The sequence below is a fragment of the Streptomyces sp. R35 genome (assembly GCF_041053035.1).
GTDB lineage: Bacteria > Actinomycetota > Actinomycetes > Streptomycetales > Streptomycetaceae > Streptomyces > Streptomyces lutosisoli.
This window is the reverse complement of the sequence record NZ_CP163440.1, coordinates 4,270,512-4,294,520: the sequence shown is the minus strand read 5'-3', so window position 1 is coordinate 4,294,520 and position 24,009 is coordinate 4,270,512. Positions and strand designations below refer to the sequence as shown.

Below are 24,009 nucleotides of genomic sequence, written 5' to 3'. Positions count from 1 at the left end.
CCAGCCGAGACGCACCCGCACCCGACGAACGACCGGCAGTTACAGCTCGGCCGACACAGAGCCCTTCAAGTCGCCCAGGTCAAAGACCTCCGCCATTCGCTTGTACCCCTTGTCACTGGGGTGCAGGTGATCCCCGGAGTCATAGTCACCCCGCAACCGCCGAGGGTTGTACGGATCCCGCAAGGCCGCATCGAAGTCGACCACCGCGTCGTACACCTTCCCGGCCCGAATCTCCGCGTTGACGGCCTGCCGTACGGCCTCCCGCCCACTGGTGTACCCCCGATGCCCCTGAAACGGCATCAGCGTCGCCCCCACAACCCGCAACCCCCGCGCATGCGCCTCCCGCACGAGCTTGCGCAGCCCATCCGTGACTGTCGCGGGATCGACGTGGCTCGGGTTCCGCAGAATGTCGTTGATCCCGAGGTCGATGACGACGGCCTTGACGTTCGTACGGTCGAGCACGTCCCGCCCGAACCGCGACAGACCACTCGGATTGTCGGCCGGACGGCCAAGTCCCGCAGCCAGTACCTGATTCCCACTGATCCCTTGATTGACGACGCTGTACCGCGGCCCGGAGTCGGAGCCGGAGCCCGCCGCGGCGCGCAGCCGCTCCGAAAGAACGTCGGTCCAACGGTGGTTGGCTCCGACCGTGGAGGTGATGCCGTCGGTGAGCGAGTCGCCCAGGACGACGACGGTGCCCGCGGAGTCGTCGCTCAGCACATCCAGGGCGGTCAAGTACCGCCAGTACTCGGTCTGTTCGGTGTACCCGGTGCCGCTCACGTCCTCCGCGAGGTCGCCCTCGGCGACGTACGACGTCTGGCGCGCGTGCGGGTGGTAGGTGACCGGGCCGGATTCGGTGGGGGAGTACGTCGTCACGAGGACGTCCGAGCCGTACGGGATCGGCACTCGTACGGCGTCGCTCATCACCTGCGCTCCGGCCGGGACGACGACCGAGGTGCTGCCGCCGAAGGTGAGGCGGCGCATGGTGTCGGTCGTGGCGGCGGCGGTGTTCGCGGTCGCGGCGACGGCGATGGTGGCGTGCGTGAGGGTCAGCGGCTGCTGTCCGTAGAGGTTGGACAGCGTGACGCGGGCGCTCGTACCGCCGGCGCTCGCGTGCACGACGTTGCGTACGGAGTGGCCCGCCATGCCGGTGGTCTCGGTGCCGGGCTCGGCGCCGACGGGGGAGGCGGACCAGGCGCCGACCCAGGTGCCGGTGGAGGCGGGGGCGGCCGAGTTGCGCGGGGTGCGGTCGCGGGCGACGTGGTTCTGGGTGCCGCCGCTGCCGTCGTCGGCTGCGACACCGGCATATATGGCGGCGGAAAGGGCCACGACCACGGCGATGATCGCGGCGAGCAGGGCATAACCATGACGCTTGGTCATGCGGTGCGATTCTCCTCGGACGATGGGAGCCCGAGGCTCCGATGTGATCACCCCATGATGCGTCATGGGGTGGAAGAACACGGACAGCGCCCCTTAAGAGACCCCCTGAGATCCCCCTGGTCGATTCCCCGTCCTCCCCGTCCGAACAGACGCCGGGAACTCCTGATCCGTTCCAGGAGTCGGTCAGGTAGGGACAATGTGCATGAGGTCACCGAACGGGTGGAGCGGATGGAACGCACGAAACCGGAAGAAGTGGGCGCCGAGGGGCAGCATGCCCGCCCGGGCGCCGCCGTGAACCCGGCGACGACCGTCCCCGGGCCGCCGGGCCGGGCCATGACGTCCTTCAGCGCCGCCGACGAGGAGAAACGCCGCGGTGTCCGCCGTATGAAGGTGACGGCGACCGGGCTGCTGCTCTTCGTCGCACTGGTGTACGTCCTCGCCAAGTGGGCGTCGAACGAGGGTGCGGGCGCCTGGGCCGGATATGTCGCCGCGGCGACCGAGGCGGGCATGGTCGGCGCGATGGCCGACTGGTTCGCGGTCACGGCCCTCTTCCGTCACCCGCTCGGCATTCCCATCCCGCACACCGCGATCATCCCCACCAAGAAGGACCAGCTGGGTGTGTCGCTGGGTGAGTTCGTCGGCGAGAACTTCCTCTCCGAGGAAGTCGTACGACAGCGGCTGCGCGCCGTCGGCATCGGCAGCCGGCTGGGCGCCTGGCTCGCCGAACCGGACCACGCCGACCGGGTCACGGCGGAGCTGGCGACCGCGCTCAGGGGAGCGCTGACCGTCCTGCGGGACTCCGACGTGCAGGCGATCGTGGGCGAGGCCATCACCCGCCGCGCCGACGCCCAGGAGATCGCACCCGGCATAGGGAAGATGCTGGAGAAGATCGTCGGGGACGGCGGCCACAAGCGGGTCGTCGACCTGATCTGCGTACGCGCCCACGACTGGCTGGTGTTCCACGACGAGCAGGTCATGGACGCGATCCAGGGCGGCGCGCCCGGCTGGACCCCCCGCTTCGTCGACAAGAAGGTCGGCGAGCGTGTCTACAAGGAGCTGCTCCGCTTCGTCACCGAGATGCGCGACGCCCCCGCCCACCCGGCCCGTGGCGCCCTCGACCGCTTCCTCACCGACTTCGCCGCCGACCTCCAGTCCGACACCGACACCCGCGCGCGCGTGGAGCGGCTGAAGGTCGAGGTGCTGGGCCGAGGCGAGGTCCAGGAGCTGATCGCCTCCGCCTGGACGGCCGTACGGTCCATGATCGTGTCCGCCGCCGAGGACGAGCGCAGCGAGCTGCGGCTGCGGGTGCGCGCCTCCCTGCTGTCGCTGGGCGCCCGCATGGCCACCGAGCCCAAGCTCCAGGCCAAGGTCGACAGCTGGGTGGAGGGCGCGGCGGTGTACGTCGTGACGACGTACCGCAAGGAGATCACCTCGCTGATCACGGACACGGTGGCGGGCTGGGACGCCGAGCACACCACCAAGAAGATCGAGGCCCACATCGGCCGCGACCTGCAGTTCATCCGGATCAACGGCACGGTGGTGGGTTCGCTGGTGGGCCTGCTGATCTACGTGGTGTCGCGGGCGGTGGGGGCGTAAGGAGCCCTGCCCGGCGGTACTCATGCACGACGCCCGTGAGTTGTAGCTCACGGGCGTCGGATGGAGGGACGGGCGGGCGGTCACGCCGGCCTTCGGTCGGCGGGGCTCGGCCAGGGTCCCCGTGGCGGGGCTACTCGCCGGCCGCCCGGAAGTCCGCGCGCCGACGTCGGGCGGACATCGCCCAGGTCATCAGCGCACCGACCATCACGGCGATGCTGGCCGCCAGGACCAGCTGCCCGGTGCTCGACGCCCCGGTGGCCGCCAGGGTGGCTCCACCCGCCACCACACCGGTAGCGGCGCCGCTCGAGTAGTTCATTGTTTGTTCCTTTCGGTTCACATCAGTTCACTTCCACGCGGATACGCGCGTGAAATAGGACTTGACGACGGAAGACAGAAGCCAGTAATTCCGCACCATGGCGAACACCAGCTCGGGTATCAGAACGGACTCGACGAGAATTGCTTTCCAGCCCAGGTGTCGCACCCTGAACCCCGCGTAGATCGACCAGAAAGCCATGAGCGAGAACCAGACCGGGTCGAAGAGAAGTCCGCGACGGGCGATGATCCCCATGGACACGAGCCCCCATCCCGCGGTGTAGGCGAATCCGACGAAGCCCATCAGGATCGTCAGAATCGAGAACCAGGTGAACCGCGTCCAGCCGCGCTGTCGCAAGGTGTCCACGGTGCCGCGCCCCCAGCGTTCCCGCTGCTGGACGAGTTCGCGCAGCGTGGGCATCAGATCGGTGTAGGCGATGCAGAGCTGATTGGCCGTCACTTTCCAGCCGGACTCCTTGAGCGCGAGCGTCGTCTCGTAGTCCTCGACGAGATTGGCGTCGTCCTCCCAGAACACCTCGCCCCGCCAGTTCAGCAGGCTCTGCAGGGCCTCCGTGCGGTAGAAGGAGCCGGCGCCCGACATGCTGTGCACGCTGCTGCGATACCGGGAGTGGGCGTAGCGCCCGTACTCGATGATCTGCATCCCCGTCAGATACCGCTGCCAGGGGCTGTTCCACAGGTCGGTACGGCCCAGGCAGGTCGCGCTCACCCCGCCGATGAGTGGATCGGACTCGGCGACTCGGCGGGCCCTGGCGAGGAACTGGTGATGCATGCTGGTGTCCGCGTCCATCACCAGCAGATAGCGGGCCGCGCCCGCCAGCCCGCCCGCCGCGGACTCCACCAGCCACCGTATGCCGAAATTGAGGGCCCCGGCCTTCTTGTGGGGATTCACCGGAAGGTTCAGTACCTGCGTCACCGGCACGCCCGGCCGTGCGGCGAACTCGCGTGCGTATTCCTCGGTGCGGTCCGTGGAGTTGTTGACCACGACGAGAATCAGGTCGGGAGGATGTGTCTGCCCGGCCAGGGAATCCAGCGCCATCAGCACACCGGATTCCTCATTACGAGCCGGAACGATGACGACGGTGTCGCATATCGCGTCCTCGGCCGCGGCGATTCTGTGGCGCCGATGATTCCCCGACGAACGACGCTCGGCCTTCGATGAATCGGAATGCCGCGAGTGACGCGCGACGGTACTTGACACGACTCCCCCAGAAACGCGCTGCGGCCAAAACCGCCGGCCCTGCCTCTCCCTGGCGGGCCGGGGCTGATGGTGTCACTGGATCGGGTGATCCGACAAGAAAGTTGTGTAGATGGTGTGATGAATCGTTATGCGCGTATCACAGGAAGAACACAGTTGTTTCACGGGAAAACGGATGAGTCGGACGCCGGTGCGTCATTCGCTCGTCCGTGCGACCTTCAAGTCGAGGTGTGGGACCGGCTCTTAGCTCGGCGCGGGTCTGAGTACCGGGTACTGAGTACGCGTACTCTGTCGCCCCGCCGTCCGGGCGACAACCCTCGTACGCATGACCGAGAAGCTGCTCCGCCCTCTGCGAACGCGCCCCTGGCCGGAACGCTGGCTGACGCGCGTGCTCGGCGTCGCCCTCTCCTGCGCGGCGTACTTCCTCTGCCTCCCGTGGGACCTGAGCAACCGCCCCGAGACGGAGAACTCGACCCTGGAGACGACCCCGGTGACCGGCCTGGGCGTCGTGTTCCTCGCCCTGGCCCTGCTGCTCCTTGCCGCCTACTTCGGCCACCGGGACGCGCTGGCCTGGCCGTTGCTGCTGGTGGCGGTGCCACCGGCGACGCTGCTGTACGTGTCGCTGCGCACGCACCCCGGGCCGCCGGACGGGTTCGCGAACGCGTGGCTGTTGTCGTGGGCGTTCTTCACACAGCTGATCGCGGCCGAGGTGTTCGTCGCGGCCGTGGTGGCACGGCAGTTCAGGCCACACTTGGCGGACGAGGACCTCATTCTGGCCCACCGTCTGTGATGCGCGAGGACCTCACTGCGGCCCACCGTTTCCGACGCGCGAGGAGGCATCGACGATGACCGTTCGCAGGATCGCCCCGGACATCCAGGTCGAGTCCGAGCAGGCCATGACGACCAGCAGGGACTTCTACGGCCTGCTCGGCTTCGAGGAAGTCATGCACCAGGGCTGGGTCATGACCCTCGCGTCCCCCGCCAACCCCACGGCCCAGATCAGCTTCCTCACCGAGGAGCGCACAGCCCCGGTCGTCCCCGACCTGAGCGTGGAGGTCGAGGACGTCGACGCGGTGTACGCGGAGGTGGTCGCGTCGGGCGCGGAGGTCGTACGGGAGCTGCGGGACGAGGAGTGGGGCGTACGGCGCTTCTTCGTACGGGATCCGAATGGGCGCGTGGTGAATGTGCTGGGGCACCGGGGGTGAGCCGCTGCCCGGCGGGCAAGTCCGGTCACTGCCCGCCGTGCACGTCCGGTCACTGCCCGCCGTAGAAGTACTGCGTGCCCTTCTCGATGAAGTAGTTGGCGTAGACGCGGCCGAGGGCCGGCTTGCCGCGGTACATGCCCACGTACTGGCGCGCGCTGTCGACGACGACGGGCCGGGTCATACAGGCGAACTTGATGCGCTGCTGCTCCTCCGCCCACCGCACGGCGGCTGGATCGACCCGGTCACTGACCAGCAGGGGGAAGGCGCCGACCCCGTTCTGCATGCCGACGGGAAGGCCGCCCTTGGTGTCCTTGGCGTACTTCATCACCTGCTCGGTGAAGCCGGAGATGGCGGGGACGGTTATCTCGGGGACGGCCGCGGCCACGGTGAAAAGGTGCAGCTTGGTGGCCATCCAGCGCATCCGGAAGTCGCCCCGCCGCCCGATGAGCACGGGCACCCCGGCCCAGTCCTCCCACCGCGTGGCACATCCGTCGGCCGTCAGCCGGCCCTCCACCGAGGCGAGGTAGGCCCGCGGTGCCGCTTGCTCCTGCTGTCCTTGCTGTCCATACATGAGCGGGATACTAAGCCCCCGCCGGCCATCTCCTGATCCCGCGTGCGCAAGGCATCTAGGCCCCCGTCGTGGACCCCGGGCGCACGATCATCAGGATGGTGACGGCGGCCCAGAGCAGGTTGAAAATCCCGGTGAACATCGCCAGCTGAACGGTCGCCGCGCGGTCCCCGGCCCCCTCCAGGATCGCGCTCTGCCGGGGCAGCACCAGCGCGGCGAGGACGACGGCCGCGAGTGCGGTCAGCGCGATCGAGGCGATCAGCCAGGTGTCGCCGAGCACGCCCATGTTGCTCGCTGTGGCGAACCCGAAGACGGGGACGACGACGCCGACAGCGGCGTACACCCGGCAGATGCGGTACAGCAGCCGGGTGGCCGCGAGGGCGTCAGCGTCGTCCGGTGCGGCGAGGGCCTTGCGCGCGGCGGGCGGGAACATGCTCGCGGCGACCGCGACGGGCCCGACGGCGACGATTGCCGCGATGACGTGAACGGCGAGGAGGAACTTGGTCACGGGGTGACGGTAGAGGCGGGGCGGATCTTGGAGAAGTGGCAGTTTTGCCAGTACTCAACGGATTCTCGCCAGGCGCTGGACATGGCTGCTGCTGTTGAGTGGCCTTCCAGTTAGTGGCCTTCCAGCAGTTCCAGCAGTTCCATCAGTGCTGACTGGAACCCGTCGTACACCTACCCTCTAGCCATGCACACCGTGGCCGTACTGGCGCTCGACCAGGTCATCCCGTTCGACCTCTCCGCCCCGATCGACACCTTCGGCTGGGCCCGGCTGCCGGACGGCCGGGCGGCGTACCGGGTCCGGGTCTGTTCGGCTTCGGTGGGCGAGGAGGTGAGCGCGGGCCCGTTCGCGCTGCGCGCCCCGTACGGCCTGGAGGCGCTGGCCGAAGCGGACACGATCATCCTGCCCGGCGTCGCCGACCCGACCGCCCCGCTCCCGCCGGGCGTGGCGGAGGCGGTGCGCGCGGCGGCCGCGAACGGCACGCGGATCGCGTCGATCTGCGTCGGCGCCTTCGTCTTCGCCGCCACCGGCCTGCTGGACGGGCTGCGCGCGACCACCCACTGGATCGCGGCCCAGGACCTGGCGGCCAGGTACCCGGAGGTGACCGTCGACCCGAATGTGCTGTACGTCGACAACGGCCAGTTCCTCACCTCGGCGGGCGCCGCCGCGGCCCTCGACATGCTCCTGCACATGATCCGCAAGGACCACGGTTCCGCCGTCGCCGCACATGCCGCCCGGATGTCCGTCATGCCGCTCGAACGGGAGGGCGGCCAGGCCCAGTTCATCGTCCACGACCAGCCGCCGGTACCGGCCGGCACCACGATGGAGCCCCTCCTCGCCTGGCTGGAGGAGAACGCCGGCGACGACCTGACCCTGGAGGGCATCGCCGCCCACGCCGGCATGAGTACCCGTACGCTCAACCGCCGCTTCCGCGAACAGACCGGCACGACGCCCCTTCAGTGGCTGCACCGGGCGCGGGTGCGGCGTGCGCAGTACCTCCTGGAGACGACCACGTACCCGGTCGAACGCATCGCGGCCCAGGCGGGGTTCGGGTCGCCGACGGCGTTCCGGGAGCGGTTCAAGCGGGTGGTGGGGACGAGTCCGTACGCGTATCGCAGGGCGTTTCAGGGGGTGGGCGCCTCGGGCTCGGCCGCCGCGGCCTCGTAGGCGCGCAAGGTGTCGATGACCAGTTGCCGCTGATCGGGGGTCAGCGGTTCCAGCGCGCGGCGCCAGGCGGTGGCTCCGCGCGACAACCACGCGGAGATGGACGGCCGTTGGGCATCGGTGATGCTGACGATGCGCCGCCGCCGGTCGGCCGGGTCCTCCCGCCGCTCCAGGATCCCCTTCCCGCTCAGCTCGCCGACCATGAGGCTGACGGTGGTCGGCGCGACTTCCAGGCGGGCGGCGAGGTCGTTGACGGTCAGGGGCCCGTCGAAGAGCAGGTACGACAGTAGGGAGAGGTGCCGGGGGGCCAGCGCGAGCGACTGGAGCTCCTCGGGTACGGGGATGCGCTTGGCCCGGCCGACCATGCGGGGCATGAGGAGGAGCAGCGCTCTGACGGCATCGTCGACGCTCGTTGACATCGTCCATCCCTGGAATTAGCTTTGAGTGCAAAGATACTTTGCCTTCAAAGATGCTTTGCCCTCAAAGGGAACCGCCGTCATGTTAGCGATACGCGTGAAGCGATGCGCGTGAAGCGATACGTGGGAACGGAGAACGGTCATGCCACACCTCACTGTGCAGATCCGCGAAGAGGCGCTCGACGGATCGGTCGAGCCGAAGCTCATCCGGGCGCTGACCGAAGCGGTGGCCGCCGTGGTCGGGGAGTGGGCGCGCCCGGTCGCCGTGGTGGAACTCCTCGGTGTCCCGGAGCACCGCTGGGGCACCGGCGGCATACCCGGCCGGGCGCCCGCACCGGTCGTCACGCTGACCATGCGTGAGGGCGGACTGACACACCCCCGGATCCCCGACGCGCCCGCGCGGCTGATCGGCTCGCTCACGGAAGCGGTGGTCACGGTCTTCGGTGAGGCCGTACGGGGGGATGTGACCGTGCTGATCGTGGGGGTGCCGGCGGGGCGGTCGGGGGTCGGCGGCGAGGTGGCGTGACGTCGGCCGGGCCGGCCAGTCCGGGCCGGGCCGGGTGGCCGCTCAGGCCCGGCGGTCGGCCACGGCCCACGAGGCGAGGGCGACGGCTCCGGCGACACCGAAGACGGCGGGCCAGGCGCCCACCTTCTTGGCGAGCGGGTGGGACCCGGCGAAGGCGGCGACGTACGCGACGGTCAGCGCCCCGGCGGCCTTCGCGCCGGCCTGCTGTCGCCACTGCTGCGCGGCCGTGGCCCCGGCGGCGGCGAGCACGACCCCGCCCAGCTGCCGCTTCTTGGTCCAGCGGGCCACGCCGTACCCACCGATGAGCCCACTCGCGGCCACCGCCGCGGCCGGTACCTTCGCCATTACTGCCTCCCGCTGCTGCGCGTCAGTCGAACGAACCGAGGCTAACGCGCCCGCGATCGCCGACGGACGGCTACCTCTCGTGTGCGCGGACTTGAGTCGGGGCCTGTCAATTTCGCTCCCGGGTCTTTCGGTTTCTCTCCCCGGGCGGTGACGGAGCTATGGCGGGGCTATGGCTGGACTGCTCGGCTATGGCGGAGCTTGGCTGACGGCGCGTGTGGTGGCCGCCCGCGAGAGCGACCCGGGCGGCCGTCATTCGCGTAGATAAGGGAGGGCGGCCGGAGGAAGGTTGCCTCTAACCTGACGTCATGCCTGAGCCCGAGTCCGAGCCCGCGCCCGAACTCCCCACGGTGGCAAGCACGGTGGCACGCTTCTACGACCAACTCGCGGCCGACTATCACCTCATCTACGCCGATTGGGACGCCAGCATCTCCCGGCAGGGGAGAGCCCTGGACGCGCTGATCCAGACCGAGCTCGGCATCGATGGTGCGTCGGCCGGTGCCTCGACCGGCGCCTCGGTCCTGGACTGCTCGTGCGGCATCGGTACGCAGGCCATCGGGCTCGGCCTCCAGGGCCACCGGGTCACCGGTACGGACATCAGCGTGTCGGCGGTCCGTCGTGCGGTCGGTGAAGCGACTCTGCGGGGCGTCCGCCTGCCGGCCGCGGCGGCGGACATGCGCCGCCTTCCCTTCCCGGACGACCGGTTCGATGTCGTCGTGAGCGCGGACAACGCCCTTCCCCACCTGCTCACCGCGGAGGACGTACGCACGGCCCTGACGGAGATGCGACGCGTGCTGCGCGCCGGGGGACTGTTGATCCTCAGCACCCGCCCGTACGACGAGATCCTGCGGGCGCGGCCCACCTCGACCCCGCCGCAGGTCTCCTCGTCGCCCCAGGGCAGGACCATCACATTCCAACTCTGGGACTGGCACGAGGACGGCGAGCGCTACGACCTGGAACACTTCCAGCTCGTCCCCGACGGAGAGGGCGCAGAGGGCGCGGAGCCTGGAGAGAGCTGGCAGGTTCGCGTGCGCCGAACCACCTACTGGGCCCTCACCCAGCGGCAGTTGACCAGCTTCGCCGCCGAGTCGGGATTCATCGACCCGCGATGGATGCCCCCAGAGAACACCGGCTTCTTCCAGCCCATCCTTACGGCACGAGCCGGCTGAACGGCTACGCGATGTCGGCGACGTCGCCGACGTCGGCGGAGAACCCGCGTATAACGCCGTTACGGAAGTCAATCACCGTGACCCGCGTCACTCCGGGTAAATACTTGAGAGTTATGTCAACTGGGCTTACAAATGGGCTTACAGGCGGACTTGCAAAAACGTCTCGTCCCATCAGCGGGTAACTGGAGCGTTCCTGCCATGACCGATGGTCTCCCCAGAGTTCCCGCACAGGCATCCGCGCCCGCCACCGTCGCGTACGCCCGGATCTACGAGGAACAGCAGCCGCGCCTCGTCGCGTACGCGCGCTCACTCACCCGAAACCCCTGGACAGCCGAAGACCTCGTCGCCGAGGCCCACTTCCGCGTGTGGCGGCGGCTGTCGGCAGGGCACGAGATCGACAACGTACCGGCGTACCTCATGACGACGATGCGGCATCTCGCGGCCGCTGTCGGGAGCGCCGCACGTGAGACTCCCCAGGACCCGGGGACCACCGCCGAGCGGGCCGGGGCGGGCATCCACCGGGACGGGGGCGGGGGCGACCCGGCCGAGCAGGTGTCCTCGGTCGACCTGCTGGTGCGGGTGCTGGGCCAACTGCCGGAGCGCTGGGTCAAGGCCCTGTGGCTCGCGGAGGCGGAGGGCCAGCCGCTGGAGGCGGTCGGGCGCCAGATCGGCGCCAAGCAGGGCGCGACGGCGGTACTGCTGCACCGGGCCCGTGAGGGCATGCGCCAGGCCTTCCTCAGTTCACAGCTCGGCGCGCCCGACGACCCCGAGTGCGCGGCCCACTGGGAGCGCATGCCCGCGTACGTGCGCGGGACCTCGACACCCCGACGGTCCGAGCTGTTGCTCTCTCACGTGGACGCGTGCGACGACTGCCGCCACCGGCTCGCGACCCTGATGCGCACCAACGACCGGCTGCCCGCGCTGGTGGGACCGGCCCTCCTCGTCTTCGTGCTGGGCGGCGCGGGCAAGTTCCTCCTGCCGCTGGCCATGGGGTCCACCGGCGCCGGCGCCGGCGCTGCCGCGTCGACCGCGATCAGTGGGCAGGGCAGCGGGCACGGCAGCGGGCTGTCACATGCGGCCCGCCAAGCCGCGACTGGTGGGGGCGGGGCGAAGCTGCCGGCGGCGGCGATTGCGGTGGGCGCGGCTGTGGCGGCCGCCGCCCTCGTGACCGTGATCGCGCTCGGCTCGGGCGACCCGTCTCCGGGTACGCCCGCGAGGGTGCCGCTGGCGGAGGCCCAGGTCACGCCGCCGCCGGGGGCCTCTGGCACCTCCGTGGAGGCACCCGAGAAGCGCGACACTTCCGCTGGAGCGGCTGAAGCCGAGAAGGGTGAACAGGCTTCGGCGGGGGGTGAGTCGGTGCCTTCGGGCGACCTCGGTGGGACGGGTGCCGTGGTGGTCGAGGTGGGGGATGCTGATGACCCTGCGCCGGCTCCGGTTGGGCCGGTGGGCGAGTCACCGGCTCCGGCTGAGCCGGCGGGTGAGACGCCAACTCCAACCGAGCCGACGGGCGAGTCACCGACTCCGGTCCAGCCGGTGGGCGAGGACCCGGCGGACGGCACGGGATCGGGGGACGAGACGGCACCGCCGACCACGGACCCCGCCCCGGACCCCGACCCGGACCCGGCCGAACCGGTGGAGGAGGAGCCGGGAGCGCCCGCGAGCGAGGTCCCGCCGTCCGAGCCTGCGCCGTCCGAGGTCCCGCCGTCCGAACCTCCGGAGGCCGAGGTCCCGGAGACCGACGCGCCGCAGGTGGACGCGCCGGAGAGCGAGGCGCCTGAGGTGGACGCTCCGGAGAGCGAGGCGCCTGAGGCAGACGCTCCGGAGAGCGAGGCGCCTGAGGCGGACGCCCCGCAGAGCGAGGCCCCTGAGGCAGACGCACCGGAGACCGAAACTCCGGAAGCCGAAGCCCCCGAGCCGCCGTCGCCCACGCCCACCCCGGAGCCGTCCACCCCAACACCCGTGGAACCGTCACCTGTTGAGGAGACTCCCACCCCTCAGCAGCCGACCGATCCGGCCCCGTCAACACCTACCCCCGAGGACCCACCCCCGGTCACCCCCACCCCCACGGAGCCGCCCACCACGGCCGATCCGACGCACGCCCCGGACCCGCAACCGGAGCCGGAGCCGACGCCGTCGAGCCCTGGGGACGACTGCGGGGACTGACATCCCACAGATTCCATGGGTGCGGACAGCAGCCGTTCGACATGTCGGGACAGCTCACCTAAGGCTGTGGAGTCGTCGCTGTGGAACGCGCACTGGGGGTCGGAGAAGCGGACGGCGGAGGGTAGCTCGGATGCAGCGAGGAGGAGAGCGGAGCCAGCGAGTCGCACATCGACGTGGGGAAATCGGGCTCGCTGCGCTGGACGGCCTGGCAGCCTCCGGCCGCGCTTTCGACGATCGGCACCCAGCCGGACTTCTCCGCCCGGAAGAACCAGCGGTCACCCAGCCGGGATGAGCAGCCGGGTTCTGCCGGGTCGTCGCAGGCCGGTCCCGTGCGCCAGGAGAAGTCCAGCACCAGCCATTTCCCGTCGCAGTGCTCTGAGTCCCGGTACGTGTGATTGGGCGCATCGACCGCGATCAACGCCTGCTCGTAGGAGGCGGTGGTGCAGCCGGTAGCCGGCGGCTGGCAGCCCAACTTTCCGCACAGCCGCAACGCGGGGAGCTTCGCGCCATCGGCGGTGAACTGCGTGTAATTGTCGACGACCACTTCCCGCTTGCCCAACGGCTGGGGCAGCTTGACCCGCGCCGTGGCCGTGCTCTCCTCCGTGCACCCGGAGCGCCTGTCCGACGACGGCGAGGAAAAGGTGATCTGAACCCGCACGACCTCCGACACGGGGTCGGTGAGCACCGCCTTGAGGTCCCGCACACACGGGTGTTCGCCACTGGGCACCTGCGCGTCGAGGATCAGCGTGCGACGGTCGTCGGTGAGACGGGCTCCGGTGACAAAGGAGGGCTGCATCGTGCCCCACGGGAGCGACTCGGTCGCCGCCTGCGAGGATGACGACTCTCCCGCCTGGCCGGCCACCTGCGTTCCGCACCCGCCGAGAAGCAGCACGGCGACGGCGTAGAGCAGAGCGGTTACGCCCGCTCCACGCGCTCTATGTAACCCCAAGAGTGCTCAATCCCCCCGTACTGCACCGGCGTTGCCTACGCCAATATAGAACTGTGGTTGCGAACGCTCGCCAGGTTGGCCCCATCCCTGCCGCCGACTGGCCCTCGACGAGGCCCACGACGAGTCAAGGCCACCACTTCTGCGGACGTCACAACTCCACTGACTGAAGCAGCCGTTGTCGACCAATCTCAACCAGGGCGGCCACAGCCTCTGGCGTGCACAGATCACCGGCGTACCGCGGCGCCGCCACCCAGTACGTCCCAGGAGGCGTACGGCGGTCAATGCGCGGCACACCCAAGTAGATGCCCCGGCCCAGGTGCGGAGCGATCTCTTCGTGGGCCCAGACGAGGTCAGAGTTCCACTGGACCAGGGCGTAGTACGTGGCACCCGCGACCCGGCGGTCGTAGACGACGGGACCGTCAAGTAACTCCACCAGAACTTCCGCCACTTGCTCTGCGCTATCGGATCCGACGGCAGCGTGAACAACATCCATGGTCATCCGCACCGCAGCGAATTGCTTCCCTAGCGGCAGCAACGCGACACCGTGCGCGGCCCATTCCGTCCACACCTGGTGCGGTGCCGGGTGCTCTCTGGTGAGCCATTCGGCGATCGCACTCTCGCTTGCCTGCTGCGCGTCGTCCACGGCGTGCACCTCTCGTCAACAGCGGTCGGCTGGTGAGACTCAGCCTGTACGCACGGATGGTTCTATTCGAGGACTTCAAAGGGTCATTAAGAGGACATCCATAGGGCGTTATTGGCACCTACGGGTGATGGAGGGCCGCACATCGGACTTACTGTGGACGGGCACTGCAGTCTCTTCGAGGAGGTGCTGCTCATGCCCCGTCCCACCGGCAACGTCCGGTTGAAGGCCGCTCGCGTGGCCGCGGGCTTCAACTCGCAACAAGATCTGGCCGATGCTCTGTCCAATGCGGCCAAGCAGATCGGCATTCGAGGGTTGTCCATTGGCGTACGACAGGTCCGACGCTGGGAGTCGGACAGCCCTCCGTGGCCGCAACCGGATTGCCAGCGCGTGCTGGCGCACCTGCTGGGCCAGAGCTTGGAGTCACTCGGCTTCACTCCTCCCTGGGGCCCCGACGGCACGCAGCCCGACCGCGTCCGTCGGGTCCTCGTCGCAGGCGGTGCGGCCGCTGTCGGGCTCGCGGCCGTACCCGGTCAAGCCGTCGCCATGACGCAACAACCAGCCACCGCCGGTTCGGACTTCGAGGCTGTGACACGGTCGCACCGTCGGCTCTACTGGTCCGTCGCTCCCGCCAAGCTGCACCCGGCTGTACTAGCCCACGCGACGCTCGGATGCGCGCTGCTCCCGGAGACAGCGGGATCCACTCGTTGCACCGTCGCAACCGCTCTTGCCGAGTCCTATCTCCTCGCGGGACGAATCGACTTCTTCGACCGCCGCGAACCGAGCAGCGCGAGCGACGCACTCCTGCTGGCTCTCCAGGCTGCGGGCGAAGCCGACGACCCGCTGCTCGGATCGGCGATCATCGCGCACATGGCGTTCATCCCTGGCTGGGCGGGCGACCGCGACGCGGCACTGGAGCGGATGACCGCGGCACGTACGTATGCCCGCCGTGCGCCCGCCTCCGCCGAGTTTCTCGCCTGGCTCGACGCCGTGGAGGCCGAGTGCGAGACGCGGTGCGGCAACACGCGCACCGCGCTGCACCTGATCGGGCACGCCGAGGACGTGTTCGCCACAGGCAACGAGCACCCCTCACCAGAGTGGATGGACTGGTTCTCCCCGGCCCGACTGGCGGCGTTCAAGGGCAATACGCAGCTGATCGCCGGACATCTCCCTCAGGCGCGCGAGACCTTGCTTGGCGTCCTGGAGGACATGCCGGCGAGCGAAGACAAGCAGCGCAGCGTCGTGTTCGGAGACCTGGCTGCTGTCGAGGCCGCATCCAGGAACCCGGAGCAGGCGTGTGCGTACGCGGGGCGGGCTCTCGATCAGTTGGCCCTCACGTGGTACGCCACTGGCATGGATCGTGTGCGCGAAGTGCGACGCGCACTCGCGCCGCACCAGCACGAGCGTTGCGTACGGGACCTCGACGACCGGCTCTACGGTTGGTCGACGACGGTCAGCGCGCTGAGCCGTTGAAGTCGATGATGAGACCGGACAGTTCGAGGAGGCTGTCGACACGAAACGTCGGCAGCTCCCGAGCTTCGCGGGTGTTCCACTGAATCGTGCCCCAGGGACCGCGGCGCACGAGCGCGGTACGCATCCCCGCCTCAACCGCAGGCCGGATGTCGTTGTCGCAGCGGTCCCCGACGTAAAGGATCTCGTCGCTCTCGAAGGGCACCACCGCGGTGACTCGCTTGAAGAACTCCGGATCGGGCTTGCTGGCACCCCAATCGTCCGACGTGCCGATCAGATCGACGTCATTGGAGAACAACGACCGGAGGATGCGCCCAGCCCTGACCGTCTGGTTGCCCGCGATACCAAGCCACAGCCCATCGGCCCGAAGCTCGGTCAGAGCCGACCGGACGTCCTCATACAGGTCGTCCTCCCCAAACGTCTCGGCCTGCCCGGCGGCAGCCCGCTTCTCCCGCTCCTCATAGAGATCGAAGCCCGGCCGGAACTCCTGAAACGTCTCGCGGTAGTCCCGGCCTTGGGCGATGACAGCGCCGAACATCGCATGAAACGTGTGCCGAGGCACGCCCAGCCAGTCGGCCCATGTCCCGTACTCACGGGTCTCGTCCACCAGACACTCACCGACGTCGAACACGACTGCGCGAATCATGGGGGCAGGGTATCGGTGGTGCAGCCGCGACCGGAAGCAACTCTCTAACTATGCACCGGTGCCATTTGACGTGACGCGTCCAATGGAGACTGAGTTCCTACCATGCGTGATGATTTCGATGGTAAGAAAGGTATTCTTCGCTGAGCTTATGCTCTGGATGAATTCTTAGAGTGGTTTGAGCCCCTGTTGTTCGGTCCAAGACCGTCAAATTCGGAGCTATCGTCAACATTCCAAAGTCGAATGCTACGTGATGGTTTGGGCAAAGGCATAGCACATTGTCGGACTCGTCTGGTCCATCATGAGGGCGGCCAAGCGGGCGAATGTGTGCGGCCTCGGCGTAAGATCCCGTCGGAGTCTTAATGCATAGACCGCAGACTTGGCAGGTGTGTTGATGTATTCCTTTGACCCAGTCGGCGATCTTCGTGCTTCGGATTGTGCGCTGAACCTGGGTGCTTCTGCGGCCGGGTTGAGAGTTACCGGTAGGCGGGGGTGAGGTGAGAGTAGGTGCGGCTGGCGGGAGTGAGGGGTTGGTGGCTTCTTTGAGTGAATCTATAGCTCGAAGCCTGTAGCGCCATATGAGGAAGTTGGATATGCCTGGCTGGGACCAATAGTCTTCCACGCGATAGAGGCCATCATAACGAAGGCCGGATTCCGGTGCGTGAACGGAGTGCTTTCCGGCCCCGCGTATCACACGGACTGGCCTCCCGGAAGCCATGCTGTTCACCAGCGATGCGTTGCCGCGGGTTAGGTCTTGGTTATGGGTGTGACGACCCTCGGTCTGGCCGCCTTGCCCCGTATAGATAATTACGTCGCCGAGGTCCTCGTCGTCGGGATAACCCCCCGAAACGACGATCGATTTCGCTTCCTCTTTTTGCTTCCCCCAAATCCCGCCCTGTATGGGGCGATGAAGATTGGCGGAGGCGAGTTCCCTGCGATCGTGGAATGTCGTGCCCACGGGAATATAGGGAGGGTGCCCAAACCCGTCAAATGCCTCCTCCTGGAGGCCAACGTCTATGAGGATGTTTTGCCACTCGTCGTGCGGAAAATACTGCTGTAGTAGTGCGTAAACAGCGCTTTCGCGAAACGTTTCGTCATCCGCCAGCAGATCGTAAAGATGCGACTCAAGACCCCCCTGCGGGTTCTGCTCGTCAAGCCATGATTGCAGGGCTGAGCCTCTGGCCTGAGGTATCTCGCCCTGGACTCCCTCAAGCTTCCATACATCTGATCGATGTAGAGCCACGAATGGGTACTGTGGATCGGGCGTTGAACCGGGGCGACCGTGCCGTTGTAGAAGTTTGCGTAGAGTTCGCTGAGAATCGCGCCAGGGTGTGAGCCGACCCTTGCGCTGGTATGCCCTCCCCATGGCCCAAAGCAGAAGTATGGGCTGATGGAGAGCCGGTTCGCCTGACGACCTATCGACGCGCAGTGACTGCAAAGCGTTCAAGTAACCGGTTGTGCTGGAAGTAGGGCCGTCAGGCACGATGAGTGTCCTCCGCGGGAATAAAAGGCGACCTGTTGATGCCATCTGACTAAGCGGTTCCGTGACACTCCCCATAAACCCGCCCCGACCCACACCAACAAGCCACCCCCCGCTGCGGCGGCCAAGCCACAGCCCGCCCCCGCGCCGCCAGCGTCGTCGCGTACTGCGGCAGCAGCGTCGGGTCAGCGGGCGAGGAGGCCTCCGAGGCGGCGAAAGCCTCGTACGACGGCACAGTCCCCGTCACGATCCCCAGATTCGGGGTGCCGGAAGCCGCCAGCTCCCGCAGCGACGCTTCTATGGTCGCCAGGTGTTCCTCGTGGGACGGGTACTCCGAGGACAGGGGCGGGTACGCCGTCAGCAGTTCTGTCAGTTCGCCGGTCGGCCAGTGCAGGACCGCCACCGGGAACGGGCGGGACAGCGCCTCCCGGAACGTGCCCAGCTCGGCGCGCAGGCGGGTGATCTCTGCCTGGAGTTCCGCCGGGTTCTCCGAGCCCAGGGACCAGACGCGCTTGGGGTCGTGGAGTTCGTCCAGGGGGATCGGGGACGAGTGGAGGGTGTCGGCCAGGGTGTCCCAGTCGTCGTGGGGGGCGCCCAGCATGCGGCGGACGCGGTGGCGGCCGAAGAGGAGGGGGTGGGTGGAGTAGGGGGGTTCCGAGACGTCTGCGAGGAGGAGCGTCGCCGCCTGCGTGAAGGTGTCCTGCGCCGCTTCCAGCTCGTCGTGGGATTCCAGCGCCTCCGCGACGATCACCCAGGGGGCCGGGTCGCGGGGAGCGGAGGTGCGGACTCCCTCGATGATCGCCCTCGCCTCCGCCTCGTGGCCGTACTCCCAGAGGTTCGACGCCTTCAGGGCTCGTACCAGGTGGGGGTGGTCCAGGGGAGCCGAGGACGACAGCAGACGGTCGTAGAGCGCGGTCGCGCCTGGGCGGTCTCCGGCCAGTTCGAGGTGGGCCGCGGCCTGCAGGAGCAGGTGTTCGGCGTCCTCGGGGTAGAGGCCGGCAGTCCGCTCCAGGCGTGCTGCTTCGGCGTTGTGGTCGACGTGCTCGGCAGACGTGTCGGGGCGCATGGGTGACACCGTACTGCCGTTGACCGACAAATAAGAGAGATGCGCAGGCCACAGGGGGCGGGAGTCCCCGGGGGCATATTCCGCTCGGTTGTCCCGCCCCGCTCGCACTCCCTCATGCCCCCCGCTTGTGCTCTCCGCGCGCGCCCTCGCTCACGCCCCTAGACCACCACGCCGTCGATCTGCAGCGTCTGCACCGCCCCCGCCGCGAACGGCACGGCGACCGACTTCCCGCTCAGATACGTGTCCGAGTGGGCCGCGTACAGGTCACCCGTGCCCGCGGTGACCGTGTTCCAGCGGGGGACCAGGCCGCCCGTGCCGCCGGCCACCGTGGTGAAGCGGGAGAGGTCGAAGGTCAGGGTCTGGGAGGAGGTGGACTTGTTGGCTGCCACGATCACCAGGCGTTTCGCCGTCGCGTCGTACGCCGCCGCCGCGTAGTCCACTCCCGTGTCGACGATCGTCATGCCGGGGCGGATGTGGCGGCTGAACTGGGCCAGTACGAAGAGCTTCGTCTCGACCGCCCCGGCCGTCAGGGTGCTCGCGTCGTACTTGATCACGCCCCAGCCCGCGGTCGGGTCCATCACCTGCCAGTAGACCCAGGCGGTCGGGTGCAGCCAGCGGAAGTCGAGGAGGAGGTTGCTCGCCATGGTGAGGCCGGTGCCGTCGCCGTCGCCGTACTCGGAGTTCCACAGGCTCTTGCCGGACGTGGTCACGGCGTCCGTGTAGAGGAGGTCGCGGCGGCCGCCCGAACCCTGGTAGCCGTGTACGTTGACGCGGTTCACGTAGCCCTTCGTCGTCGAGCTGAAGGAACTCCACGTCGTACGGGCCAGGTCGTAGCTCGTCTCGTCCGACGCCGAGATCTTCGTCGCCGTCAGGCCGCGCTTGTCCAACTCGCTGCGCAGGTACGGGAGGACCGCCGACTGCACCGAGGCGTCCATGTGGCAGCCCTCCTGGGTGCCCGTCGCCGTCCACCAGCTGGAGCTCGGCTCGTTGAAGGCCTCCACCGTGGAGAAGCTCACGCCCCAGTTGTTCTTCGCGTACAGCGCCACCGCGGCCAGGTGCGAGGCGTGCTGGCGGTAGTTCCAGGACTGGAGGTTGTTGCCGCCGCCGGACGCGCCCGACGGGTTGTGGTTCAGGCACATCCACCACATCGGGGAGTTGGCGAACAGCTCGCTCGTCGCGCCCCGTGAGGTCGCCTTGGTGAGGGCGGCTCGCTGGGTGGCGTCGGCCGTCCACTTCCAGGCCGAGGAGGTCGGGTCCTCGTTGTTCCAGTCCTGCCAGTAGCCCTCGATCTGCTTGAAGGAGGGGATGTTGGCGGAGGCGACCATCGATTCGCCGCTCACGGTGTTCGAGCTGCACGCGCCGAGGTTGTAGCGGGCGATGTTCAGGCCCAGGCCCGGGAGCGAAGTGCCGTTGTACGTCGTCGACTTGGTGGTGAAGAAGAGGTCGGCGAAGTCGTCCCGGGCGCCGAACACGTTGGCCCACCACGCCAGCGAGGTGCCCCAGCCCTCCCATTTCCCGTATGTCGTGGCCGGGTTGACGGCGATGGTCGCGTCCGCGCGTGCGGTGCCCGTCGCCAGGGCGCTGCCGAGGAGCGTACCGCCCGCGGCCGCCAGCAGTGATCTGCGTCGGATCATGGCTTCTCCGTCCCGCCCAACTTCCGGTCGTCCCACCAGAGTTGGGTCGTCAACTCGACGCCGGTCGTCCCGCCGGCGGTGGCCTGTGCCGCTGATGCCATCAGGAAGCATCGGGTGTGACGTGTGAGGTTGTCGAGGGTTATGACAGCCCTTTCTAAAACCGGTGTATGAAGGCCCAGTGAAGGTTCCTTGGTGTGTGGCCGTGGCGGGAGGCCTACAGGGCTGGTGAGTTGAAGAGGCAGCCCTTATCGTGCGGGCCCGGCGAAGGAGGCGTACGCATGCGGGTTCCCGTCGTGCAGCACAGCACCCGGCGGTGGCGCGCCCGGCGGCGGCGTGCGCTGTGGACCGGGGGTGAGGTCCTCGTCACCGTCGGGGTCGTCCTCATGCTGCTCGTCGTCCACCAGCTGTGGTGGACCAACCGGGAGGCCAAGCGAGGCGCCGAGCGGAAGGTCGAGGCGCTGGAGCGGGAGTGGGGGACGGGAGCCGATGGGGGTGGCGGGGGTGCTTCCTCTGGCTCAGGTACGTCCGACACGCCGTCCCCGTCGGCGGAGGCCCCCGGCGGCAGCAGCGGGAGTAGCGGCAGCGGTCGGCGGCAGCGGTCCGCCACCACTCGTGCGTCCCAGCCCAGCTGGTCCCAGGCCTACGCCATCCTCACCATCCCCCGCCTCTCCCTCCGCGTCCCCGTCGCCGAGGGCGTCAGCAAGCAGAACGTCCTCAACAAGGGGTACGTCGGCCACTACAAGGGCACCCAACAGCCGGGCCAGGCAGGGAACTTCGCGCTCGCGGGGCATCGGAACACGCATGGCGAGCCGTTCCGGTACATCAACAGGCTGAAGCGCGGGGACACGGTCGAGGTCGAGACCAAGGCCGCCGTGTACACGTACGTCGTCGACAAGACCCTTCCTCAGACCTCGGCGCGGGACAGCGGGGTCATCCGCAGCGTGCCCCGGAGTACGGTCCGGCCGTCGTACGGGTACAGCGCGCCCGGGTACTACATCACCCTCACCACCTGCACCCCCGAGTACACCTCCAGGTACCGGCTCGCGGTGTGGGGGAAGCTGCGGTCCATGCGGCCTCGCTAGAGTCGGCCGCCGGCTAATGGCCGGGCGGGCGCGGCGTCCTCACCGCCGGTCCCTTCCCCTGCGCGTGCAGCAGCGCCGCGAGCTCGTGCTGGGCCACCGCGTCGCCCGCTTCGGCGCGCTCGCGGTACAGCGCCTCCGCCTCGGCGTAGCGGCCCAGCGTCGCCAGGCACGAGCCGAGGTCCCGCCAGGCGAAGCGATGTTCCAGCTCGATGGCGAGGCGGTACCACTCCACGGCGGTCACCAGGTCGCCGTCCCGCCGCTTCCAGTAGCCCAGTTGACTGGCGGCCCGTGCGCTGCCCGCCCGTGCCATCCCGGCCACCAGGTCCTCGGCCTCGGTCGCTCGTCCCGATGCCCAGCAGCGCATTTCCTGGGCCATGGTGACCAGCCAGTCGGGGTCCTGCCTGACCTGAGCCTCGCGGCGGAGCCAGTGCTCGGCCTCCGCCTCGTAGCGGGCGTCCGTGTGCGCGAGCCTGCTGGCGCTCCAGGCCAGCTCGCGCACCGCGTCCAGGTGACCGGCCTCGGCCAACGGCACGAGTCGGCGCTTCGCTTCCTCGCGGTGCCCTTGCCGCAACAGGTCGCTGCCGAGCCGGAATTGGGCGGAGGCGTCGCCGTCCGCTGCCGATGTCGCCATGGGCAGCACCCTATGGCGGAGGGGCCGCCCCTCCGCGATGCGCCCCGGCGATGCGCCCCCGGGGACGCCCGCTGGGGACGCCCCCCCGTGTCGCCCCCGTTGCGGCCCTCGTTACGGCCGCCCCCGTCAGGCCGGTCAGGCCCGTCAGGCCCGTCAGGCTCGTCGGTCGGTCAGGCTTGTCAGGCCGGTCGCGCCCGTCGGCCCGTCGGCCGGTCAGCCGGTCAGGCCGGTCAGCCGGTCAGCCGGTCAGGCCGGTCAGGCCCGCCAGGCCGGTCACGCCCGTCAGGCCCTTCGGCCCGCCAGGCCCGTCAGCTCCGTCGGCCTGCCAGGCTGGCCAGGCGCGTCGGCCCGTCAGGCGCGTCGGCTGGTCAAGCCGGTCAGGCCCGTGGGCCCGTCAGGCCCGCCAGGCCCGCCAGGCCCGTCAGCCCCGCTCCCGAAGCACCAGCACACTCACCGCCGCCAGCGCCGCGAGCCCGGCGGAGACACCGATCGCGATGTCCGCGCCGTGTGCGAGCCCGCCCGTGGAGGTCACCAGCGCGATCGTGAGGGCGACGCCCGCGCAGGAACCGATGTAGCGGAACGTCTGCTGGGCGCCCGACCCCATCGCGGCCCGCTGTACCGGGACGGACTCCACCGCGAGCAGCGGCAGCGCGGCGTTCAGGAGGCCGCTGCCCACGCCGGAGACCACGAAGCCGGGGAGCAGCCGGGTCCATGAACCGGCGTCGACCGCGCCGAGCATCGTCAGGACGCCGGCCGCGTGCAGCGCGAAGCCGAGGGCGAGCTGGTGGCGCGGTGAGACCCGGCCCGCGAGGCGCCGTGCCTGGAGGGCGACCGCGAAGGAGAGGCCTGACCAGAGCAGGAACAGCCACGCCGTGTCCATCGCGGACAGCCCGAGCGTCCGCTGGAGCAGTGCCGGCAGGAAGCTGAACAGGCCGATCACCGCGAGGCCCGTGAAGAGTCCGCCCGCGGACGAGGCGAGGAAGCGGCGGTGCCGGAGCAGGCCGAGGTCGATCATGGGCGTACGGCTGCGGCGCTCGACGACGACGAACACGGACGTCAGCACGAGGAACGCCAGCACCAGGAGGCCCACCGGTGCGCGCAGCCAGCCGTCGCGGCCAAGCGTCAGTGCCGCGACCAGGGACACCAGCGCGAGGCCGAACGTCAGCGCCCCCGCCAGGTCGGGACGGCCGCCCCGTGGCGCGCGGGACTCGGTGAGTGTCCGGGCGCTGAGCAGAGCGACGATCAGCGCGGCGGCGCCCAGCACCGCGTACGCCGCCCGCCAGTCCCACCCCGCTATCGCGCCGGCGAGCAGCGGGCCCACCGCGATGCCGCCGCTGACGAAGGCGCCCCAGACGCCGGTCGCGTGCAGGCGTCCGCGGGGAGTCGGGAAGGCGTGGACGATCAGCCCCAGGCTGCTGGCGAGGATCGCCGCGCTCGCCGCGCCCTGCGCGACACGGGTGAGGGTGAACAGGAGGGTCGAGTCCGCGAGCGCGCCCAGTGCCGTGGTGATGCCGAGCGCGACCGTGCCGGCCAGGAAGATCCGGCGCCGCCCGTAGTCGTCCGCGAGGCTGCCGGCGACCAGGAGCAGCGCGGCCAGGCCCAGCGGGGTGCCGTTGAGCAGCCAGGCCTGGGCGGAGACCGAGGTGTGCAGGGCGGCGGCGGTGTCGGGGAGCGTGACCATCGGCGCCGTGTAGGTCATGAGGGCCACGGCGGTGGCGGCGCTGGTCAGGGCGAGGGTGGGGGCCGCGCGCGGGGTGTCCGTGGCCGAGGGTGCGGGTGCGGAGGGCGCGTCGGAGGGGGGCGGGTGCGTGGTGGCGGCGGTCCGGTCGAGCCCGGTCATGGCCTGCCCTTT

The 24,009-nt window shown here is 69.2% G+C and carries 24 protein-coding genes and 1 pseudogene; 9 read left to right on the top strand and 16 right to left on the bottom strand.

Annotated elements, in window-relative coordinates; genetic code table 11:
- Positions 1-39: 39 nt before the first annotated feature.
- A complete protein-coding gene (locus tag AB5J50_RS19660; RefSeq protein ID WP_369259777.1) occupies positions 40-1,380 on the bottom strand; it encodes an SGNH/GDSL hydrolase family protein in 1,341 nt (446 codons plus the stop codon).
- Positions 1,381-1,608: 228 nt separating this feature from the next.
- Here AB5J50_RS19660 and AB5J50_RS19655 point away from each other — a divergent pair, with 228 nt between their 5' ends.
- A complete protein-coding gene (locus tag AB5J50_RS19655; RefSeq protein ID WP_369259776.1) occupies positions 1,609-2,976 on the top strand; it encodes a DUF445 domain-containing protein in 1,368 nt (455 codons plus the stop codon).
- Between the two features lie 130 nt (positions 2,977-3,106).
- Here the strand turns inward: AB5J50_RS19655 and AB5J50_RS19650 are convergent, their stop codons facing one another.
- Both AB5J50_RS19650 and AB5J50_RS19645 read right to left on the bottom strand, forming a co-directional pair.
- Positions 3,107-3,292, bottom strand: coding sequence for a hypothetical protein (locus AB5J50_RS19650; protein ID WP_369259775.1), 186 nt, complete (start codon positions 3,290-3,292; stop codon positions 3,107-3,109).
- Positions 3,293-3,319: 27 nt separating this feature from the next.
- Positions 3,320-4,507, bottom strand: a complete 1,188-nt coding sequence (locus tag AB5J50_RS19645) for a glycosyltransferase family 2 protein (RefSeq protein WP_369259774.1) — start codon at positions 4,505-4,507, stop codon at positions 3,320-3,322.
- A gap of 322 nt (positions 4,508-4,829) precedes the next feature.
- On the opposite strand from AB5J50_RS19645, the gene AB5J50_RS19640 reads away from it, so the two are divergent.
- Positions 4,830-5,294, top strand: coding sequence for a hypothetical protein (locus tag AB5J50_RS19640; protein ID WP_369259773.1), 465 nt, complete (start codon positions 4,830-4,832; stop codon positions 5,292-5,294).
- A gap of 55 nt (positions 5,295-5,349) precedes the next feature.
- Positions 5,350-5,709, top strand: coding sequence for a VOC family protein (locus AB5J50_RS19635; protein WP_369259772.1), 360 nt, complete (start codon positions 5,350-5,352; stop codon positions 5,707-5,709).
- Positions 5,710-5,758: 49 nt separating this feature from the next.
- On the opposite strand, the gene AB5J50_RS19630 is transcribed toward AB5J50_RS19635, so the two are convergent.
- Both AB5J50_RS19630 and AB5J50_RS19625 read right to left on the bottom strand, forming a co-directional pair.
- Positions 5,759-6,280: a levansucrase gene (locus tag AB5J50_RS19630; RefSeq protein WP_369259771.1), complete on the bottom strand. Its 522-nt coding sequence runs from the start codon at positions 6,278-6,280 to the stop codon at positions 5,759-5,761.
- A gap of 55 nt (positions 6,281-6,335) precedes the next feature.
- Entirely contained in the window at positions 6,336-6,785 is a 450-nt protein-coding gene (locus AB5J50_RS19625) for a hypothetical protein (protein ID WP_369259770.1), read from the bottom strand.
- Positions 6,786-6,968: 183 nt separating this feature from the next.
- Between AB5J50_RS19625 and AB5J50_RS19620 the strand changes: the two genes are divergently transcribed.
- Positions 6,969-7,949, top strand: coding sequence for a GlxA family transcriptional regulator (locus tag AB5J50_RS19620; protein WP_369259769.1), 981 nt, complete (start codon positions 6,969-6,971; stop codon positions 7,947-7,949).
- Here the strand turns inward: AB5J50_RS19620 and AB5J50_RS19615 are convergent.
- A complete protein-coding gene (locus AB5J50_RS19615; protein ID WP_369259768.1) occupies positions 7,907-8,365 on the bottom strand; it encodes a MarR family winged helix-turn-helix transcriptional regulator in 459 nt (152 codons plus the stop codon). The two genes, AB5J50_RS19620 and AB5J50_RS19615, sit on opposite strands and share 43 nt — an antisense overlap.
- A 139-nt stretch (positions 8,366-8,504) precedes the next feature.
- Between AB5J50_RS19615 and AB5J50_RS19610 the strand changes: the two genes are divergently transcribed.
- Positions 8,505-8,888, top strand: a complete 384-nt coding sequence (locus tag AB5J50_RS19610) for a 4-oxalocrotonate tautomerase family protein (protein ID WP_369259767.1) — start codon at positions 8,505-8,507, stop codon at positions 8,886-8,888.
- A gap of 42 nt (positions 8,889-8,930) precedes the next feature.
- Here AB5J50_RS19610 and AB5J50_RS19605 read toward each other — a convergent pair whose 3' ends face one another.
- Positions 8,931-9,233, bottom strand: coding sequence for a hypothetical protein (locus AB5J50_RS19605; protein ID WP_369259766.1), 303 nt, complete (start codon positions 9,231-9,233; stop codon positions 8,931-8,933).
- A 305-nt stretch (positions 9,234-9,538) separates the two neighbouring features.
- Between AB5J50_RS19605 and AB5J50_RS19600 the strand changes: the two genes are divergently transcribed.
- Both AB5J50_RS19600 and AB5J50_RS19595 read left to right on the top strand, forming a co-directional pair.
- On the top strand, positions 9,539-10,399 hold the full coding sequence (locus tag AB5J50_RS19600; protein WP_369259764.1) for a class I SAM-dependent methyltransferase: 861 nt from the start codon (positions 9,539-9,541) through the stop codon (positions 10,397-10,399).
- 132 nt (positions 10,400-10,531) lie between these two features.
- Positions 10,532-11,227: pseudogene (locus AB5J50_RS19595) on the top strand (RNA polymerase sigma factor); the annotation flags it as partial.
- 20 nt (positions 11,228-11,247) lie between these two features.
- On the opposite strand, the gene AB5J50_RS19590 reads toward AB5J50_RS19595, so the two are convergent.
- The 3 genes from AB5J50_RS19590 to AB5J50_RS19580 all read right to left on the bottom strand — a co-directional run bounded on the left by AB5J50_RS19590 (position 11,248) and on the right by AB5J50_RS19580 (position 14,154).
- Entirely contained in the window at positions 11,248-12,327 is a 1,080-nt protein-coding gene (locus AB5J50_RS19590; RefSeq protein ID WP_369265448.1) for a pentapeptide repeat-containing protein, read from the bottom strand.
- A gap of 293 nt (positions 12,328-12,620) precedes the next feature.
- Positions 12,621-13,454, bottom strand: coding sequence for a hypothetical protein (locus AB5J50_RS19585; protein ID WP_369259763.1), 834 nt, complete (start codon positions 13,452-13,454; stop codon positions 12,621-12,623).
- A gap of 205 nt (positions 13,455-13,659) precedes the next feature.
- On the bottom strand, positions 13,660-14,154 hold the full coding sequence (locus AB5J50_RS19580) for a hypothetical protein (protein WP_369259762.1): 495 nt from the start codon (positions 14,152-14,154) through the stop codon (positions 13,660-13,662).
- Positions 14,155-14,346: 192 nt separating this feature from the next.
- Between AB5J50_RS19580 and AB5J50_RS19575 the strand changes: the two genes are divergently transcribed.
- Positions 14,347-15,624, top strand: coding sequence for a transcriptional regulator (locus AB5J50_RS19575; RefSeq protein WP_369259760.1), 1,278 nt, complete (start codon positions 14,347-14,349; stop codon positions 15,622-15,624).
- Here AB5J50_RS19575 and AB5J50_RS19570 read toward each other — a convergent pair.
- The 4 genes from AB5J50_RS19570 to AB5J50_RS19555 form a co-directional block, all read right to left on the bottom strand.
- Positions 15,605-16,267 (bottom strand): HAD family hydrolase, encoded by a 663-nt coding sequence (locus AB5J50_RS19570; RefSeq protein WP_369259758.1) that lies wholly within the window; start codon positions 16,265-16,267, stop codon positions 15,605-15,607. The genes AB5J50_RS19575 and AB5J50_RS19570 overlap by 20 nt on opposite strands.
- Before the next feature lie 97 nt (positions 16,268-16,364).
- A complete protein-coding gene (locus tag AB5J50_RS19565) occupies positions 16,365-17,630 on the bottom strand; it encodes a YDG/SRA domain-containing protein (protein WP_369259756.1) in 1,266 nt (421 codons plus the stop codon).
- Between the two features lie 166 nt (positions 17,631-17,796).
- Complete coding sequence (locus AB5J50_RS19560; RefSeq protein WP_369259754.1) at positions 17,797-18,810, bottom strand: SEC-C metal-binding domain-containing protein; 1,014 nt, start codon at positions 18,808-18,810, stop codon at positions 17,797-17,799.
- Between the two features lie 158 nt (positions 18,811-18,968).
- On the bottom strand, positions 18,969-20,444 hold the full coding sequence (locus AB5J50_RS19555) for a beta-1,6-galactanase (RefSeq protein ID WP_369259752.1): 1,476 nt from the start codon (positions 20,442-20,444) through the stop codon (positions 18,969-18,971).
- Positions 20,445-20,722: 278 nt separating this feature from the next.
- On the opposite strand from AB5J50_RS19555, the gene AB5J50_RS19550 reads away from it, so the two are divergent.
- Positions 20,723-21,526, top strand: a complete 804-nt coding sequence (locus AB5J50_RS19550; RefSeq protein WP_369259750.1) for a class E sortase — start codon at positions 20,723-20,725, stop codon at positions 21,524-21,526.
- Positions 21,527-21,539: 13 nt separating this feature from the next.
- Here AB5J50_RS19550 and AB5J50_RS19545 read toward each other — a convergent pair whose 3' ends face one another.
- Both AB5J50_RS19545 and AB5J50_RS19540 read right to left on the bottom strand, forming a co-directional pair.
- Positions 21,540-22,157 (bottom strand): hypothetical protein, encoded by a 618-nt coding sequence (locus AB5J50_RS19545; RefSeq protein ID WP_369259748.1) that lies wholly within the window; start codon positions 22,155-22,157, stop codon positions 21,540-21,542.
- Positions 22,158-22,578: 421 nt separating this feature from the next.
- The gene (locus AB5J50_RS19540; RefSeq protein WP_369259746.1) at positions 22,579-23,997 is read right to left on the bottom strand and encodes an MFS transporter; all 1,419 of its coding nucleotides are present in this window, start codon (positions 23,995-23,997) and stop codon (positions 22,579-22,581) included.
- Positions 23,998-24,009: the final 12 nt, after the last annotated feature.

Excerpts from the sequence above, each read along its gene's own strand:
- AB5J50_RS19635 (WP_369259772.1), top strand. The coding sequence starts at position 5,350 with ATGACCGTTCGCAGGATCGCCCCGGACATCCAGGTCGAGTCCGAGCAG.
- AB5J50_RS19605 (WP_369259766.1), bottom strand. The coding sequence starts at position 9,233 with ATGGCGAAGGTACCGGCCGCGGCGGTGGCCGCGAGTGGGCTCATCGGT.
- AB5J50_RS19600 (WP_369259764.1), top strand. The coding sequence starts at position 9,539 with ATGCCTGAGCCCGAGTCCGAGCCCGCGCCCGAACTCCCCACGGTGGCA.
- AB5J50_RS19650 (WP_369259775.1), bottom strand. The coding sequence starts at position 3,292 with ATGAACTACTCGAGCGGCGCCGCTACCGGTGTGGTGGCGGGTGGAGCC.
- AB5J50_RS19565 (WP_369259756.1), bottom strand. The coding sequence starts at position 17,630 with ATGGGGAGGGCATACCAGCGCAAGGGTCGGCTCACACCCTGGCGCGAT.
- AB5J50_RS19630 (WP_369259771.1), bottom strand. The coding sequence starts at position 6,280 with ATGTATGGACAGCAAGGACAGCAGGAGCAAGCGGCACCGCGGGCCTAC.
- AB5J50_RS19570 (WP_369259758.1), bottom strand. The coding sequence starts at position 16,267 with ATGATTCGCGCAGTCGTGTTCGACGTCGGTGAGTGTCTGGTGGACGAG.
- AB5J50_RS19560 (WP_369259754.1), bottom strand. The coding sequence starts at position 18,810 with ATGCGCCCCGACACGTCTGCCGAGCACGTCGACCACAACGCCGAAGCA.
- AB5J50_RS19655 (WP_369259776.1), top strand. The coding sequence starts at position 1,609 with ATGGAACGCACGAAACCGGAAGAAGTGGGCGCCGAGGGGCAGCATGCC.
- AB5J50_RS19660 (WP_369259777.1), bottom strand. The coding sequence starts at position 1,380 with ATGACCAAGCGTCATGGTTATGCCCTGCTCGCCGCGATCATCGCCGTG.
- AB5J50_RS19610 (WP_369259767.1), top strand. The coding sequence starts at position 8,505 with ATGCCACACCTCACTGTGCAGATCCGCGAAGAGGCGCTCGACGGATCG.
- AB5J50_RS19615 (WP_369259768.1), bottom strand. The coding sequence starts at position 8,365 with ATGTCAACGAGCGTCGACGATGCCGTCAGAGCGCTGCTCCTCCTCATG.
- AB5J50_RS19545 (WP_369259748.1), bottom strand. The coding sequence starts at position 22,157 with ATGGCGACATCGGCAGCGGACGGCGACGCCTCCGCCCAATTCCGGCTC.
- AB5J50_RS19540 (WP_369259746.1), bottom strand. The coding sequence starts at position 23,997 with ATGACCGGGCTCGACCGGACCGCCGCCACCACGCACCCGCCCCCCTCC.
- AB5J50_RS19550 (WP_369259750.1), top strand. The coding sequence starts at position 20,723 with ATGCGGGTTCCCGTCGTGCAGCACAGCACCCGGCGGTGGCGCGCCCGG.
- AB5J50_RS19620 (WP_369259769.1), top strand. The coding sequence starts at position 6,969 with ATGCACACCGTGGCCGTACTGGCGCTCGACCAGGTCATCCCGTTCGAC.
- AB5J50_RS19640 (WP_369259773.1), top strand. The coding sequence starts at position 4,830 with ATGACCGAGAAGCTGCTCCGCCCTCTGCGAACGCGCCCCTGGCCGGAA.
- AB5J50_RS19575 (WP_369259760.1), top strand. The coding sequence starts at position 14,347 with ATGCCCCGTCCCACCGGCAACGTCCGGTTGAAGGCCGCTCGCGTGGCC.
- AB5J50_RS19555 (WP_369259752.1), bottom strand. The coding sequence starts at position 20,444 with ATGATCCGACGCAGATCACTGCTGGCGGCCGCGGGCGGTACGCTCCTC.